Annotated in this window: 13 protein-coding genes and 1 pseudogene; 5 read left to right on the top strand and 9 right to left on the bottom strand. The window is 65.4% G+C overall.

Annotated elements, in window-relative coordinates:
* Positions 1-2 precede the first annotated feature (2 nt).
* The 7 genes from B5D38_RS20160 to dnaK all read right to left on the bottom strand — a co-directional run bounded on the left by B5D38_RS20160 (position 3) and on the right by dnaK (position 6,832).
* On the bottom strand, positions 3-644 hold the full coding sequence (locus B5D38_RS20160; protein ID WP_078710259.1) for a hypothetical protein: 642 nt from the start codon (positions 642-644) through the stop codon (positions 3-5).
* A gap of 23 nt (positions 645-667) precedes the next feature.
* Positions 668-1,240, bottom strand: a complete 573-nt coding sequence (locus B5D38_RS20155; protein ID WP_078710302.1) for an HdeD family acid-resistance protein — start codon at positions 1,238-1,240, stop codon at positions 668-670.
* Between the two features lie 199 nt (positions 1,241-1,439).
* Positions 1,440-2,024, bottom strand: coding sequence for an NADPH-dependent FMN reductase (locus tag B5D38_RS20150; protein WP_078710258.1), 585 nt, complete (start codon positions 2,022-2,024; stop codon positions 1,440-1,442).
* A gap of 1 nt (position 2,025) precedes the next feature.
* On the bottom strand, positions 2,026-2,646 hold the full coding sequence (locus B5D38_RS20145) for a class I SAM-dependent methyltransferase (RefSeq protein WP_078710257.1): 621 nt from the start codon (positions 2,644-2,646) through the stop codon (positions 2,026-2,028).
* 43 nt (positions 2,647-2,689) lie between these two features.
* A complete protein-coding gene (locus B5D38_RS20140; RefSeq protein WP_245319422.1) occupies positions 2,690-3,337 on the bottom strand; it encodes a class I SAM-dependent methyltransferase in 648 nt (215 codons plus the stop codon).
* A 202-nt stretch (positions 3,338-3,539) separates the two neighbouring features.
* Entirely contained in the window at positions 3,540-4,679 is a 1,140-nt protein-coding gene (gene dnaJ, locus B5D38_RS20135) for a molecular chaperone DnaJ (protein ID WP_078710256.1), read from the bottom strand.
* 227 nt (positions 4,680-4,906) lie between these two features.
* The gene (gene dnaK / locus B5D38_RS20130) at positions 4,907-6,832 is read right to left on the bottom strand and encodes a molecular chaperone DnaK (RefSeq protein WP_078710255.1); all 1,926 of its coding nucleotides are present in this window, start codon (positions 6,830-6,832) and stop codon (positions 4,907-4,909) included.
* A gap of 245 nt (positions 6,833-7,077) precedes the next feature.
* On the opposite strand from dnaK, the gene B5D38_RS22285 reads away from it, so the two are divergent.
* From B5D38_RS22285 to B5D38_RS20115, 4 genes are read left to right on the top strand one after another with little or no spacing between them, the layout of a single operon-like run.
* Positions 7,078-7,251: a hypothetical protein gene (locus tag B5D38_RS22285; protein ID WP_165690926.1), complete on the top strand. Its 174-nt coding sequence runs from the start codon at positions 7,078-7,080 to the stop codon at positions 7,249-7,251.
* Between the two features lie 11 nt (positions 7,252-7,262).
* The gene (locus B5D38_RS20125) at positions 7,263-7,976 is read left to right on the top strand and encodes a hypothetical protein (protein ID WP_078710254.1); all 714 of its coding nucleotides are present in this window, start codon (positions 7,263-7,265) and stop codon (positions 7,974-7,976) included.
* Entirely contained in the window at positions 7,966-8,385 is a 420-nt protein-coding gene (locus B5D38_RS20120) for a phage holin family protein (RefSeq protein WP_078710253.1), read from the top strand. The genes B5D38_RS20125 and B5D38_RS20120 overlap by 11 nt, the downstream gene beginning before the upstream one ends.
* Complete coding sequence (locus B5D38_RS20115) at positions 8,382-9,617, top strand: hypothetical protein (RefSeq protein ID WP_078710252.1); 1,236 nt, start codon at positions 8,382-8,384, stop codon at positions 9,615-9,617. Before B5D38_RS20120 ends, B5D38_RS20115 begins: the two co-directional genes overlap by 4 nt.
* 82 nt (positions 9,618-9,699) lie before the next feature.
* Here B5D38_RS20115 and B5D38_RS20110 read toward each other — a convergent pair whose 3' ends face one another.
* Together B5D38_RS20110 and B5D38_RS20105 are read right to left on the bottom strand one after the other, a co-directional pair.
* Positions 9,700-11,994 (bottom strand): transglycosylase domain-containing protein, encoded by a 2,295-nt coding sequence (locus B5D38_RS20110; RefSeq protein ID WP_165690927.1) that lies wholly within the window; start codon positions 11,992-11,994, stop codon positions 9,700-9,702.
* A gap of 288 nt (positions 11,995-12,282) precedes the next feature.
* The gene (locus B5D38_RS20105) at positions 12,283-14,244 is read right to left on the bottom strand and encodes a methyl-accepting chemotaxis protein (RefSeq protein WP_245319421.1); all 1,962 of its coding nucleotides are present in this window, start codon (positions 14,242-14,244) and stop codon (positions 12,283-12,285) included.
* A gap of 337 nt (positions 14,245-14,581) precedes the next feature.
* On the opposite strand from B5D38_RS20105, the pseudogene B5D38_RS20100 reads away from it, so the two are divergent.
* Positions 14,582-14,773, top strand: a pseudogene (locus B5D38_RS20100) (hypothetical protein); the annotation flags it as partial.

Raw genomic sequence — 14,773 nt, 5'->3', positions numbered from 1 at the left:
ACTCAGGCCTTGCCGATCTCCTCAAGGCCGTCGTGAAGGTCTGCCTTGACCAGCGCCGAGAGCAGGCGCGGCAGGTCCTTCTTCGAAACCAGCTTGGCGAGCGCTCGCGCATCCTCGCCAAGCCCGATCTTCTCGGCCGCCGCCAGAGCCTTCTTGTCGGCGAACGGGTGGTTTTCGTCCCAGACCGGCTGCATCTCACGCAGAAAGATGTCGGCGCCGACCTCGCCGATGCCCTTGAACGCCTTCAGACGCTTACGCTCCTCGGCCGGGTCGCGCCCCGCCTCCTCGCGCAGGCGCCTCAGATCGCCGCCATAGGCCTCCAGGCACATCGCGGCGTCCTCTCCGAGATAGCGTGATGTCGACTCGTCGTAGCGCGCATAGCCGTTCTGATTGAGGATGCGCGTGCGCTCCTCCCAGCTGGCCTGGCCCATCTTCTCGGCACTCGTCAGCCCCGCGTCGAAAAGCGCCCGGGCGGCACGCGCGGCCTGATCGGCCGAGATGCGCGCGGAGAAGAGAACCGAGACGACAAGCCACTGGAAAAGCGGCTGCGGCTCGCCGGTTGAAAGGTCGAGGCCGACGTCGGCGCTGTAGGACGTGCCGAACCGCTCCAGGAGAAGCGCGACCTTTTCTTCTCTTTTGGACATCGCTTTTTCCCTTGTCGAATGGATCAGTCCGCCGAGGGCGCGGCGAGCGCCGCCAGGATCAGACCGACGCCCGAGGAGAGGAAGGAGAGGCCAAGGAACAGCCCGACCGCCCACATCGCCGTTTCCGGCAGGCCGAGCAGCAGGATCAACGCCAGGACCACGTCGATGCCGCCCGAGAGGAGGATCAGCCAGAAGCGCGCGGAATAGCTGCGCATTGCCATCGCCACCGCAATGTTCATCGCGCCGGAGAACAAGAGGAAGAAGGCGAGCAGCCAGGTGAGCGTGATGCCGCCGACGAGAGGATCGAGCAACATGATGCCGCCCAGGATGACGGCCAGAACGGCGAGGAGGATGTTCGCCCAGAACCCCGGCGCAGCCTTGGCCCGGAAGGCGTTGGCCATGCCGGCGATGCCGCCGATGATCAGGAGCCAGGCAAAGAAGACGGTGGAGGCCAGCGTCGCCGCCAGCGGCGCGGCGATGGCGATGATGCCCATGATCGCGAGCAGCACGCCCTGAAAGACGTAAAAGCCCCGGTGCTCGCCGAGATGGCGCCCCAGCCGGCCGGGAAGCGTCTTGTTTTCGTTGAGGGACGACATGAAAGCGAACTCCGAACCGGCGCCGGCCACCCTCCGGTGCTATCGGCGGAGACGTTCCGGCGACAGCGCTGGCATCGACCGCTCGGCCGACGTTCAGAGAGCGGCAGCAATTGAACTCTTGCCGCCCGGAAGAACGGCCCGCCGGCACAGGTGTTCCGTCCGGCGTGGCGTGGCGGCGGCAGATCGGTGTTTCGATCGATCAGCCGTGACGGCCGACAGCGCGAACGTGGTCGAGCAGGGACGATGTGAGGGTGTCGAGCGCCATGCTCGCGTGGTCGTCGAGCAGTCCGCCCTCATCGTCGAACGCCGCGCCGGCATTGGCGAGCGTCACCTGCGCCGTGACGACTTCAGCGCCGAGCGCCATGAGGGAAAGGCGCCACGCCGCCAGCGAGCGCATGCTGCCGAGGCGGCCGGGCGAGGCAGAGGCAAGGCCGACGACCAGCTTGGAGAAGGGCTGAACGGGGCGTCCGCGAACCTTCTTGACCCGGCTCGCCCAATCGATGGCGTTCTTCAGCAGCGGCGGAACGCCGGCGTTGTATTCCGGGCTGACGAGGAGAAGGCCGTCCTGCGCGGCAATGCGCTGGGCCAGAAGCAGGGCATTTTCGGGAATACCCTTCTCGGCTTCCAGATCCGCGTCGTAGATCGGCAGAGGATAATCGGCGAGACTGAGAAGGGTGACATTCGCGTCGGTGAGGGCAAGCCGCCGCACGGCCTCTGCCGCAAGCTTGCGGTTGAAGGAGCCATGCCTCAGCGACCCCGGAAGAACGAGAATGTCGAGCGCCATGTCAGGCCCTCGGCGAGGGACTCTGCGCCGGGTCCTGCGAGAAGATCCAGACTCGCGCCGGCGGAATGTTTGCCCAAACAATCGGCGAGCCGCGCACGGAGAAGACGCCGGGAACCGGCTTCACCGGCGACGACCATGCATAGGATAGCTCGGTCAGATTTCCCCCCGGCATGAGGCGCGAGAAGTAGTCGCAGAAAAGCGCCTGGCGCCGCTCCTGCGGGAAATTGAGGATCGGGATCGCAAAAAGGATCGCGGCGAACTTCTCGCCGGCGCGCGCACCGAGCGTCTTGTCGAGATCGAAGCCGTCCCCGCAGATGACGTTCACCTTCGGGAAGCGCTCCTTCAGGATGCGCGCGAAGTCGCGATCGTACTCGATGGAGGTGATGCGTTCGGGCGCCACGCCCTTTTCGAGAAGGGTGCGGGTGACGACCCCAAGGCCGGGGCCGAGCTCGAGGATCGGCCCGTCGAGGCCGATCGTGGCATTGTCCACCATCATCGAGCAGTAGGCGCGCGACGACGGAGCGACGGCGCCCATTTTCAGGGGATGACGCGCCCAGGTGGCGAAGAAGCGCGCCCAATCGCCGCCGGCCGCATCGGTTGAAGCCTGATCGGATCGTTCCATGAAGGTCGCTGCCTTTTGCTTCGGCGGTAAGGGTGGGCGAGGATCAGCGGCGATAGACGAGGACGCGGGCGGGCGGCAGGTTGCGCTTGATCCAGGATCTGGTGAAGAGGCTGGCGCCGATCCGCTCCGGCTTCACGGGCTGCGTGAAGGCATAGGAGAACTGGATGAAGGGAAGGCCGGATTCGAGGCGCGTGAGTGCCATGTCGACCAGGGTCTCGCGCTGGCGCTCCGGCCGGGTGAAAAGCGGCAGGCTGGAGACGACGGCCGCCAGACCCTTTCCCTTCACGACCTCGTCGAGCGCCTTGCCGGGATTGTAGGCGTCGCCCTCGATAATATGCGCCTTGGGAAAGCGTGCCCGCAGGAGAACGCAGAACTCGCGGGAATATTCGATGAGAACCAGCTGGTCCTCAGGGATGCCGCGCTCGATGAGACAGGCCGTGACGACGCCGGTGCCCGGTCCGAGCTCCAGTACGTAGCCTCCCTCGGCGACTTTCTCCATCGGCACGAAGGAGGACATCCGCCGGCCGAGTGTGCGCGAGGAGGGAGAGACGGCGCCGATCTGCAGCGGCTTTTGCAGCCAGCCGCGAAAAAATCGCGCCTCGTCCAGCATCTTCCGTCGCATTTCCTCGGACTTGAGGCGCGGGGGGCGCTGAAGATGGATACGCTTGAGGTGCGATTCGACTTGCCCCATCACCTGACCTCTCCCTCGAGATGCAGTCCGATCGACGCGCAGCGCGGCCCGGATTCGTCATGCATGTCGAATGTCACACTTCCATGACGTTTGGAAGAGAATCGGCCGCAACGAACCCGCCGCCATGCCATGCGAGGCGCCACAGTGGCGCGGCGGTCGCACAGGCGGGGCCATGAGTCGCATGGACGAAGGCATGAAAGCCTCAACTCTCTCCGAGTCCCTCGAAGAACTCCTTCATGCGCGAGAAGAAGCCATTGGATTGAGGCGAATTCTCGGAGGAAGAGATTTCTTCAAACTCCTCCAGGAGCTCGCGCTGCCGGCGCGAGAGATTTTGCGGCGTCTCCACCGTCACCTGAATGAAGAGATCGCCGTTCTGGGTCGAGCGCAGCACCGGCATGCCCTTGCTCTTGACGCGGAACTGCTTGCCCGTCTGCGTGCCTTCGGGAACCTTGACCCGCGTCGTCGAGCCATCGAGCGTCGTCACCTCGAAGGCGCCGCCGAGAGCGGCGGTGGTCATGGAGATGGGGATCTTGCAGAAGAGGTCCGAGCCGTCGCGCTGGAAGAGCTCGTGGGGCTTGACCGACAGAAAGATGTAGAGGTCACCCGAAGGTCCGCCGCGAAGACCCGCCTCGCCCTCGCCGGCAAGGCGGATGCGCGTGCCGTCCTCGATGCCGGCCGGAATGCTGACCGAAAGCGTGCGCTCCTCGGGCAGACGGCCATTGCCGCCGCACTTGCCGCAAGGATCGGCGATCACCTCGCCCCGGCCCTGACAGGTCGGACAGGTGCGCTCGATGGAAAAGAAGCCCTGCGCCGCCCTCACGCGCCCCGCGCCGCCGCACGTCGGGCATGGCCGTGGGCTCGTGCCGGGCTTGGCGCCCGTGCCGGAGCATTCGTCGCACTGAATGGTGGTGGGAACGCCGATCTCGGCGGTCTTGCCGGAGAATGCCTCCTCCAGCGAGATTTCCATGTTGTAGCGCAGGTCCGAGCCGCGCTCGCGTCCCGACGTGGCGGAAGTTCGGCCGCGCCGCTGGCCCATCATCTCGCCGAAGATATCGTCGAAGATGTCGGCCATGGAGGAGGAGAAGTCGGCCCTGAACCCTCCGGCGCCGGCTCCGCCGTTCTGGAAAGCGGCATGGCCGAAGCGGTCGTAGGCGGCGCGCTTCTGGGGGTCCTTCAGGACCTCGTAGGCCTCGTTGATCTCCTTGAACTTCACCTCCGCCGTATCGTCGCCGGGGTTTCGGTCGGGGTGATACTTCATCGCCAGCTTGCGAAACGACGACTTGAGAGTCTTCTCGTCACATCCCTTCGAGACGCCGAGTATCTCGTAATAGTCGACCTTCATCGAGACTGATCCATCGTCTGTGGCATGGGAGATCGCCGCTTGGCGGGCACTTCGCCGGAACTATCCCCGACAGAAGCGAGATGTAGGAATGCTTTGTGCTGGTTGCCATAGCACAGCCAGCCAAGCAAGACCGGAACCGTTCCAGAAAAGCGCGGGAACAGCATCCGTCTAATCAAAAGCCCCCGGCAATCGCTCGCCGAGGGCTTTCGCGTCACAAGCCTGCGCGATCAGGCCGATTTCTTCGCGTCGTCCACTTCCTCGAAGTCGGCGTCGACCACGTCGTCCTTGGCGCCACCGGCCTCGCCAGCGCCCGCATCACCCTGGCCGGCCGCCTCGTTCGCCTGGGCCGACTCGTACATGGCCTGGCCAAGCTTCATCGAGGCCTCGGCGAGCTGCTCGCTCTTGGCCTTGATGGACTCCGCGTCCGCGTCGCTGTTCTCGAGCTCGGCCTTGAGCGCGGCGATGGCGTCCTCGATGGCCTGACGGTCGGCCGCCGAAACCTTGTCGCCATATTCCTTGAGCGACTTCTCGGCCGAGTGGACCAGCGACTCGCCGTGGTTCCTCGCCTCGACGGCGGCACGGCGCTTCTTGTCCTCCTCGGCGTGGGACTCCGCCTCCTTGACCATCTTGTCGATGTCCGTGTCGGACAGGCCGCCGGAAGCCTGGATGGTGATCCGCTGCTCCTTGTTGGTGCCCTTGTCCTTGGCCGACACGTTGACGATGCCGTTCGCGTCGATGTCGAACGTCACCTCGATCTGCGGGATGCCGCGCGGTGCCGGCGGAATGCCCTCGAGGTTGAAGCGCCCGAGCATCTTGTTGTCGGCCGCCATCTCGCGCTCACCCTGGAAAACCTGGATGGTCACGGCGTTCTGGTTGTCCTCGGCCGTCGAGAAGACCTGACTCTTCTTGGTCGGGATGGTGGTGTTGCGGTCGATGAGCCGGGTGAAGACGCCGCCCAGCGTCTCGATGCCCAACGACAGCGGGGTCACGTCGAGAAGCAGAACGTCCTTGACGTCGCCCTGGAGCACGCCCGCCTGAATGGCGGCGCCCATGGCCACGACCTCGTCCGGGTTGACGCCCTTGTGGGGCTCCTTGCCGAAGAGGTTCTTCACCGTCTCCTGGACCTTGGGCATGCGGGTCATGCCGCCGACCAGCACCACCTCGTCGATGTCGGAAGCCGAAAGGCCGGCGTCCTTGATCGCCTTCTTGCAGGGCTCCACGGTGCGCTGCACGAGGTCGTCCACCAGCGCCTCGAACTTGGCGCGGGTGAGCTTCATCGTCAGGTGCTTCGGGCCAGACTGGTCCGCCGTGATGAAGGGCAGGTTGATTTCGGTCTGGCTCGATGACGACAGCTCGATCTTCGCCTTCTCCGCGGCTTCCTTGAGGCGCTGAAGCGCGAGCTTGTCGTTCTTCAGGTCGATGCCCTGGTCCTTCTTGAACTCCGAAGCGAGATAGTCGACGAGGCGCATGTCGAAATCTTCGCCGCCGAGGAAGGTGTCGCCGTTGGTCGACTTCACCTCGAACACGCCGTCGCCGATCTCCAGGACGGAGATATCGAACGTGCCGCCGCCGAGGTCGTAGACCGCGATGGTCTTGCCGTCGTTCTTGTCGAGGCCGTAGGCGAGCGCGGCCGCCGTCGGCTCGTTGATGATGCGCAGCACGTCGAGACCGGCGATCCGGCCGGCATCCTTGGTCGCCTGGCGCTGGGCGTCGTTGAAGTAGGCGGGGACGGTGATGACCGCCTTCTCGACCGTCTCGCCAAGATAGGATTCGGCCGTTTCCTTCATCTTCTGGAGGATGAAGGCGGAAATCTGCGAGGGCGAATACTTCTGCCCGTGCGCCTCCACCCAGGCGTCGCCATTGTCGGCGCGCACGATGTTGTAGGAGACGAGGCCCTTGTCCTTCGACACCATCGGATCGTCGTAGCGGCGGCCGATGAGGCGCTTCACCGCGAAGAAGGTGTTTTCCGGATTGGTGACCGCCTGGCGCTTGGCCGGCTGGCCGACAAGCCGCTCGCTGTCGTCGGTGAAGGCGACCATGGACGGCGTCGTGCGGGCGCCTTCAGCGTTTTCGATGACTTTTGCGCTTTTACCGTCCATGACGGAGACGCAGGAATTCGTGGTGCCAAGGTCGATACCGATCACCTTCGCCATATGATCTCTCCTTTTCTAGCGAGCCACCAGGACCCTCTTGAGAGGCATTCCGCTGTGGTAGCCCCCGGATGCTTTGGAAGAATGATGTTCCGCGTCGCGCCCGGCGGGGAGCCGAGCGGGCGGGCTGGCGGCTATATATGAACGGCGACGGGAGGCCGCAAGGCGGTTTGGCGAGTTGTTGCTGCCTCCGACTCCGACGTTCTGCTTCGCGACCAACGTTCTGGTGCGAAAGATCAACGGAACTGATGAAGGCCCTTCTGCCTTATGACCGCAAGCATCGTCGTCTCGCGTTGAACGGCGAAGAATCGCTGACGCCAGCGGGTGTAAGACAAGGAGTGAGCTTCGTGAACAGCATCATTTATCTGATTGGGCTGATTGTCGTGGTCCTCGCCATTCTTTCCTTCTTCGGCCTGCGTTGACGGAGAACATCATGTCAGATCAAACCAGAGATCCGGGCGCAAAGCGCTACGAACAGGATGCCAGCAGGGTCCGCGAGACCGCCGAGCGCGAGGCCCGTTCGGCTGCCGACAATCTTTCCGAAGGTGCGGCGACCTTGAAGCAGGAAGCTTCCGCCATGGCCGCGAACGTCGCCGGCAAGGCGAAGACTCAGGCCTATGAATCGGCCGAGAGCGGCAAGGATTTCGCCGCCGGCAACATGGAGGACTTCGCCGCCGCGATCCGCAAGGCGTCGGACGAGCTTGGCGAGCGCGACCAGTCGATGTCGGCGAGCCTTCTGCGGGAGGCCGCGCGCAGCCTCGAAAGCGCATCGCGCGAGGTCAAGGGCAAGAGCGTCGAGGATATGATGCGCTCCGTCGCCGGCTTCGCCCGCCGCCAGCCTGGCGCCTTCCTCATCGGCGCGACCCTTGCGGGCGTCGCCCTCGGGCGCTTCGCGCGGGCCTCCGGCGACCACGATCATCCGGGTCATTCCGGCGACCATGGACGAGGCAGGGATTACCGCCCCGGCGAGGGCCAGCGCGAACCGTTCGGCTATCGCCCCGAGGGCCCGTCGCGGCAACCGGCGGCCGCAAGCACCGCCGTCGGCGGCCGGCCCGCCACAGTAAATCCCACGAGCGCGACCACGAGTCCCGCGGGGGCCACCCCTTCCTTCCCTCGAACGACGGAGAACGAGCAGCATGGCCGTTGATCCCCAGGACACCCGTCCCCTCGATCCCCAGGCAGCCCGGTCGATTCCCGATCTGATCAGCGACCTGCTGCGTGAGACGACGGACCTCTTTCGCACCGAGGGACAGCTGATCCGAGCCGAGATCGGCGACAAGATCCGCCAGGTCGAGATCGCCGGCGGCTCGCTCGTCGCGGGCGCCATCTGCCTCCTCGTTTCCCTGATCGTGCTGGCCATGGCGCTCGTCACCGCGCTGGCCGAGTTCATGCATCCGGGCTGGGCCGCCCTCATTGTCGGCGTCGTCATCGCCGTCGTCGGCGTGGCGCTGCTGATGAAGGGCCGCAAGGATCTCGAGCCCTCCAATCTGACGCCCGACAGGACGGCGCACCAGCTGCGCCAGGATACCCGCCTTGCCAAGGAGCAGGTACGATGAGCAACTCCACCGACCGCCTCGAGCGCGAGGCCGAAGGCCATCGCGCCGGTGTCGAAACCACCCTGAACCAATTGCGTGACCGCTTCTCTCTCGGCCAGATGGTCGATGAAGTGACCTCCTATGCCCGCGAGGGCCAGGGAGCCGAGTTCGTCGGCAACCTGAAGAACCAGGCGCGCGACAATCCTCTGGCGCTCGGCCTCATCGGCGCCGGTATCGCCTGGCTCGTTTTTGGCGAGCCGGCGCGCCGGGAGAGCGGAAGGCTGCGCCGCCGCTATGACGATTGGCGCGACGACGACCACGAGAGGGAAGCCTACGCGCGGCGCTACCCGGCGGCAGTCGCGGGCCGCCCCGGAACGCCGCCGCCCTACCCGGTCGGCTATCCCGGACCCGCCGGTCACGGCACGGACAGCTCAACCTATGGCGAGCGCGCCAGCCATGCAGCAAGCTCGGCGTCGGGTGCTGTAAGAGGTGCCGCATCGAGTGCCGGCCACACCGCATCGAGCGCGGCGTCCGGCGCGCGCGACACGGCGACCAGCGCGGCCTCCGGCGTGCGCCATGCGGCATCGAGCGCGGCGTCCGGCGTTTCCTCGACCGCCAGCCACATCGCCGACGGCGCTTCGGCCGCCGCGGCGCAGGCCGGCGAGAGCCTGTCGAATATGACCGACTCGGCGAGGCGCGCCGCCCACGATGCTTCGGACGCCGCCTATCGGGCAGGCGATCGCGCCTATCGCCGTGCCAACGAGGCCGGCCATGCCGTCTACGGCTGGGGCGACCGTGCCCGTCGCGGCATTCTCGACACGCTCTATGAGGAGCCGCTGGTCATGGGTGCGGTGGCCGTCGCCATCGGTGCCGCGATCGGCGCGGCCATGCCCTCGACCCGCCGCGAGGACGAATGGATGGGCGAGGCGCGCGATCGTCTTCGAGACGATGCGCTCGACTACGCCAAGGACACCGCCGACCGCGCCACCCATGTCGCGGAGGAGGCCTACAAGGCGGCAAGCGAGGAAGCCGACAAGCAGGGCCTGAAGCCTTCGCCCGAGGGCGAGACCGTGGCCGACAAGGTTTCCTCCGTCGCCAAGGCCGCGACCGACAAGGCAAAGGACGAGGCCCAAAAGGAAGGCCTTGCTCCCTCTTCGGGCTCAGGCTCTTCCGGGTCGGCCTCCGTTGGATCGGGTCCTTCGACCACCGGAAACCCGGCGTCGCAGGCTGGCGGAAAGCAGGCGCTTTACTGATCGCGGTCCGGCGCGACGCACCTATGCAGAAAAGCCGCGACGCCAGGCGTCGCGGCTTTTTCATTAGACGGCATCAGCGGTATCAGTTGCCGAAGAGCCTGCGGAAGAGCGAGCGGTCGCTCGGGCGCCCGCCGCCCACCGGACCTTCCAGGAGATCACCCGGCGAAGGTTGCGCGCGTCGCTCCAGCCGGCTGGCCGGCACCATTCCAGGTGGCGTGGGATCCGCGCCGTAGATCGGGTTGCCGTACTCGTCGACACCCGCCGGCTGCTGCCCGTCGCCCCAGCTGTTTGCGTCGTCATAGCCGGTGCCTCCGGTGCCGTCGGCCACAAGCGGCGCCTGCGGCTCGCCGATCGTGTAGTTGCCCGGCAGCGGCATGGGCGGCAGGCCCTCATGGGCAGCGGTCATGAACTTCTGCCAGGCCTCGGCCGGCAGCGTGCCGCCGGTTACGGCCTTCATCTTGGCGCCGTTGTCGTTGCCGAGCCAGACGCCGGTGGTCAAATTGGAGGTGTAGCCGACGAACCAGGCGTCCTTGAAGTCCTGGGTCGTGCCGGTCTTGCCGGCCACTTGCCAGCCGTCGAGGGCGGCCTTGTGGCCTGTGCCGGCCGCGACCACCCGCGTCAGCATTGCGTTCATCATGCCAACGATATCGCTGGAGACGACCACCGGCGGCACCTCGGCGCCGCGCTCGTAGAGCACCTTGCCCGACAGCGTCGTGATCCGGTTCACCAGATGGGGCTTCGCCAGATAGCCGCCATTGGCGAAAGGCGCATAGGCACTCGTCAGTTCCAGAAGGGAAACCTCGGAGGTGCCGAGCGCGATCGACGCGTTGTCGGCAAGGGCCGTCTGGATGCCGAGGCGCTGCGCCGTCTGGATCACCGCCTCGGGGCCGACGGCGGCCGTCAGCTGCGCGGCGATGGTGTTGAGCGAGTGTTGGAGCGCCGTCGCCAGCATGACGGGACCGCGATACTTGCGGTCATAGTTTTCCGGCGACCAGTTGCCGATCTTCGTCGGCGCGTCGTTGACCATCGTCTCCGGCCGCCAGCCGAACTCCAGCGCGGTCTCATAGACGAAGGGCTTGAAGGCCGAGCCGGGCTGGCGCTTGGCGTCGACAGCCCGGTTGTACTGGCTTTCCGCATAGTCGCGCCCGCCCACCATGGCGCGGATGGCGCCGGTGCCGTCGATGGCCACGAGCGCGCCCTGACTGACATTGCGGGTGGCGCCGTTGACCGTGTCGCGAATGGCCTTTTCGGCTTCCTTTTCCAAACCGAGGTCGAGCGTGGTCTCCACCACCACGTCCTCATGGACCTCGCCGACGAGGTCCTTGAGGTCCTTCATCACCAGGTCGGCGGCATAGTTCTCCGCGCCCGACCAATAGCTCTTGGCGCGGGTCGGCTGCATCTTCAGCGCCGCCTCGTAGTCGTCCTTGTTGATGAAGCCCTCGTCGAGCATGGCCGCCAAAACGACGTCCGCCCGGTCCTTGGCGGCCTCTGGATCGCGCGCCGGCGAGAGGCGCGAGGGCGCCTTGAGCAGGCCCGCCAGGAGCGCCGACTCGCCAAGGCTGAGGTCGGCGGGCGACTTGCCGAAGTAGCGATGCGCGGCTGCGTCGACGCCTGTCGCTCCGGAGCCGAAATAGACCCGGTTGAGATACATTTCGAGAATCTGATCCTTGGTGAACTTGTGTTCGAGCCAAAGGGCCAGAATCGCTTCCTGGATCTTGCGCTGGATCGTCTGCTCGGGGTTGAGGAAGATGTTCTTGGCCAGCTGCTGCGTCAGGGTCGAGCCGCCCTGAACGGTCGAGCCAGCAGCCATGTTCTCAACGAAGGCGCGCACGATCCCCAGCGGATCGACGCCGTAATGGGAATAGAACCGCCGGTCCTCGATGGCGATGACCGCCTCGGGAAGATACGGGCTCATCTCGTTGAGCGAAACCGCCTCGCCGCCGGTGATGCCCCGGTTGGCGAGCAATTCTCCCGACACCGAGACGATCTTGACGTTGGGCGGCCTCTCGGGAATGACCCAGGCCTCCTGGGGCAGCGTGACCGCGACGTAGGCGACGAGCGCCGCGACGGCGACGGCGCCCCACACGCCGAGAGCAAAGAACAGACGAAAGAGATGGCCGAGAAAGCTGCGCCGACGCCGCCCTTTGCCTGAGCCGGAGCCCGAGCCTCCCGAGGAGGAGGAGGAGCCGCGACGGCTTGTCTCGCCGGATCCAGACGATTTCCCCTGCTGCCGAGAGCGCCCCTTGGCGGCGCGACGACCACCCATTTCGGGAACCGCCCTATCGTCGATAGAGAAACGGATTTCCTCGTCCGTCGAAGGCTCGTCCGCCCCGAATGTGGGTTCGATCCGTTCGCGCCTGCGCCCTTCGGCCATCAAGTCGATCCCCGCTCCAGCCTCTCGTGATCATGCCCGCAAGCCGCCTCGTCCCCTTAAGGCAGCCCGCCTCGTCGCTCAGGAGACCCGAATTTCATGAAGATGATCGAAACATCCAGACGAGCGGAAGCACTTTAACGTGCGATGAACCTTAAATGCGGCGATTTCGCGAGTCCTGACAAGGCTTCCGATGGCCGCACCGGTTTATCTCTCGCCAGACAAACAACGACCGGCCGCATCGCTGCGGCCGGTCCTTTCGATTGAAAGTCGAGTTGCAGGAGCGGCGGGGGGCTAGAATTCTTCCCATCCCTCGTTGGCCGGGGTGGCCTTGGGCGCCGCGCCGCCGGCGCCCGCCGTCCTCATCTGCGGAACCGGGCGCGGCGCGGGCCTGGATGCCGGCATGGGAGCCGGGGCGGCCGCCTGACGGCGAACCGTGCGCTGCTGCTGCGAGGCATGACCCGCGCTCGAAGCCGTGCGGAACTGGGAGATGAGCTGGGCGAGGTGATCCGTCTCGTTCGCCAGCGTCTGCGCCGCCGCCGTCGTCTCCTCCACCATCGCCGCGTTCTGCTGCGTGACCTTGTCCATCTGGTCGGCGGCCGAGGAGACTTCCTTGAGGTTGGCGGCCTGCTCGCGGGTGCTCTTGGCGGCCTGTGCGGCCTCTGCCGCCATTTCGGCGACCTGCGCCACGATCTCTTCCAGGCTCTTGCCCGAGGCCGTCACCAGCTCAACGCCGCGCCCGACCTGCTCGCCGGACTTGGAGATCAGCTCCTTGATCTCCTTGGCGGCCTCGGCCGAGCGCTGGGCCAGCGCGCGAACCTCCTGCGCCACCACCGCGAAGCCCTTGCCGGCTTCGCCGGCGCGCGCCGCCTCGACGCCCGCGTTCAAGGCGAGAAGGTTGGTCTGGAAGGCGATTTCGTCGATGACGCCGATGATCTTGCCGATCTCCTCCGACGACTTCTCGATCTCGGCCATCGCCTCGACGGCCTGACCGACGATGGTGCCGCCCCTTTCCGCATTCTTGCGGGCTGTTTGCCCGAGAGACTGGGTGCGTTCTGCGCCTTCGGCGATGGCCTGGATGCCGCGCGTCACCTCGGTCAGCGCCGCCGTTGTCTCCTCAAGGCCCGTCGCCTGCTGTTCGGTGCGGTGGGCGAGGTCGTTGGAGGCCGTGTTGATCTCGTCGAGCCCCGAGCGGATCGAGCCGATGGAGCTCACCACCGAGCCCAGCGTCGTCTCGAGCTTCTCCACCGAGCCGTTGAACTGGCCGCGGATCGTCTCGAACTCCGCCGCGACCGCCTTGTTCATGCGAACCGTCAGGTCGCCATCCGACAGGCGCTCGAAACCGGCGCCGATGTCGGCCACGAAGCTCTGCAGACGCTCCGCCTTCTCGTGCTCGATCGCTGCTTGACGCGCCTTCTCCGCATCCTGGCTGGCGCGAAGATGTTCCGACTCCTCCTCGAGACGTTTCCGCTCAATCACCGCCTGCCGCAGCTTCTCCACCGAGCGCGCCATGACTCCGATCTCGTCGTGGCGGTCTGTTCCACTGACGACAATGTCGGTGCGACGCTGGCTGACGTCGGAGATGGTTCCGGCGAGAACGCCCAGCGGCCGGAACATGCGGCGCAAGACGATGAACAGTCCGGCGGCGACGAGAACTGTCACAACCACAGCAACGACCGCGAACTGACGCTCCAAAAGACTGATGGTTTCGAAGAACTCAGCCCTCGGTATTCCGACATAAAGAATGCCGATGGTCTTTCCTGCGCTGTCCTTGATGGGGTCGTACGCCGTGAAATACGGCGTGCCGAGAATGTCGGCCTCTCCGCGATAGGGGACGCCCTTGCCGAGGACCGCGTCGTAGACCGGCCCCTTCGCCAGCCTTGTTCCTGTGGCGCGCCCGCCTCCCGGCTTCTGAACGTTGGTGGCGACGCGAAGGTCGCCCATGAAGATCGTCGCCGTTCCGCCAACCAGTTCCTTGATGCGGTCGACCGGCTCAACGGCGTCGTTGAGAAGAGTATCTCCGGCAAAAAGCTTATCGTTTTCCAGCCGGAATGTATCGCCAAGTTCGTGAAGGACTTCCCAGGCGACGCCCATGTTCACTTTCTGCCGTTCGTTGGCGCGACCGTTGCCTTCCCGGTCGAGCATGACGGTGGCGGCGGCGATGAAACAGACCGCGAGCAGGGATAATCCTGTGACGACAAGGATTGTGATCTTTCCGGGAAGAGACATCGACCGGAACAGGGAGAAATTCTTCATACTACCTCTGATCGGAACGCACGAAGGCTTCCGCGAGCCCGGCTACAGCGTCCACGTCCGACGATAGGCCGGCTTACTGATGAAAGCGTAAAAGGCACCGCGCGCGTGAGAGCCTGCGCCAACCTGCCGCGTCGTTACAATTTTCTGAAAGCATTCGTTAGGAACGATACCAAGATAAACCACGCTTTACAGAATATAAAGCATCCAGATCAGGCGTATCGAAAAAGAGAATTAAGAAAGTTCCGGTAGAGCAGATAGAGGACGGCGATAGATCGCAGCCAGCCAACGGCCGCGCCACAGCGACGATCGTCATTGATGAAGGATGGGAAGAATTCTGATGGCGAGAAAGAAGCGGGTTGAGACGCCGGAAGCAGCGGTTGAAGCGGTCTCGCAGGAAGAGAGCATGACGGTGGAGCTTCCGGCCCATCTTGGACTGAACGCGGCGGCGCCGTTGGTGGAGCAGCTTCTTTCGCTGCGCGGCAAGGCGATCGTTCTGGACGCCTCGAAGGTGGAGAGCGTGGGCGGCCAG

Source organism: Consotaella salsifontis (assembly GCF_900167365.1).
Classification (GTDB): Bacteria; Pseudomonadota; Alphaproteobacteria; order Rhizobiales; family Rhizobiaceae; genus Consotaella; species Consotaella salsifontis.
Note: the sequence above shows the minus strand (reverse complement) of the source record. Positions and strands in the feature narration are given on the sequence as shown.

What these genes read in the sequence shown, in the direction of transcription:
- B5D38_RS20160 (WP_078710259.1), bottom strand. Translation starts at nt 644, where the DNA reads ATGTCCAAAAGAGAAGAAAAGGTCGCGCTTCTCCTGGAGCGGTTCGGC.
- B5D38_RS20155 (WP_078710302.1), bottom strand. Translation starts at nt 1,240, where the DNA reads ATGTCGTCCCTCAACGAAAACAAGACGCTTCCCGGCCGGCTGGGGCGC.
- B5D38_RS20150 (WP_078710258.1), bottom strand. Translation starts at nt 2,024, where the DNA reads ATGGCGCTCGACATTCTCGTTCTTCCGGGGTCGCTGAGGCATGGCTCC.
- B5D38_RS20145 (WP_078710257.1), bottom strand. Translation starts at nt 2,646, where the DNA reads ATGGAACGATCCGATCAGGCTTCAACCGATGCGGCCGGCGGCGATTGG.
- B5D38_RS20140 (WP_245319422.1), bottom strand. Translation starts at nt 3,337, where the DNA reads ATGGGGCAAGTCGAATCGCACCTCAAGCGTATCCATCTTCAGCGCCCC.
- dnaJ (WP_078710256.1), bottom strand. Translation starts at nt 4,679, where the DNA reads ATGAAGGTCGACTATTACGAGATACTCGGCGTCTCGAAGGGATGTGAC.
- dnaK (WP_078710255.1), bottom strand. Translation starts at nt 6,832, where the DNA reads ATGGCGAAGGTGATCGGTATCGACCTTGGCACCACGAATTCCTGCGTC.
- B5D38_RS22285 (WP_165690926.1), top strand. Translation starts at nt 7,078, where the DNA reads ATGAAGGCCCTTCTGCCTTATGACCGCAAGCATCGTCGTCTCGCGTTG.
- B5D38_RS20125 (WP_078710254.1), top strand. Translation starts at nt 7,263, where the DNA reads ATGTCAGATCAAACCAGAGATCCGGGCGCAAAGCGCTACGAACAGGAT.
- B5D38_RS20120 (WP_078710253.1), top strand. Translation starts at nt 7,966, where the DNA reads ATGGCCGTTGATCCCCAGGACACCCGTCCCCTCGATCCCCAGGCAGCC.
- B5D38_RS20115 (WP_078710252.1), top strand. Translation starts at nt 8,382, where the DNA reads ATGAGCAACTCCACCGACCGCCTCGAGCGCGAGGCCGAAGGCCATCGC.
- B5D38_RS20105 (WP_245319421.1), bottom strand. Translation starts at nt 14,244, where the DNA reads ATGAAGAATTTCTCCCTGTTCCGGTCGATGTCTCTTCCCGGAAAGATC.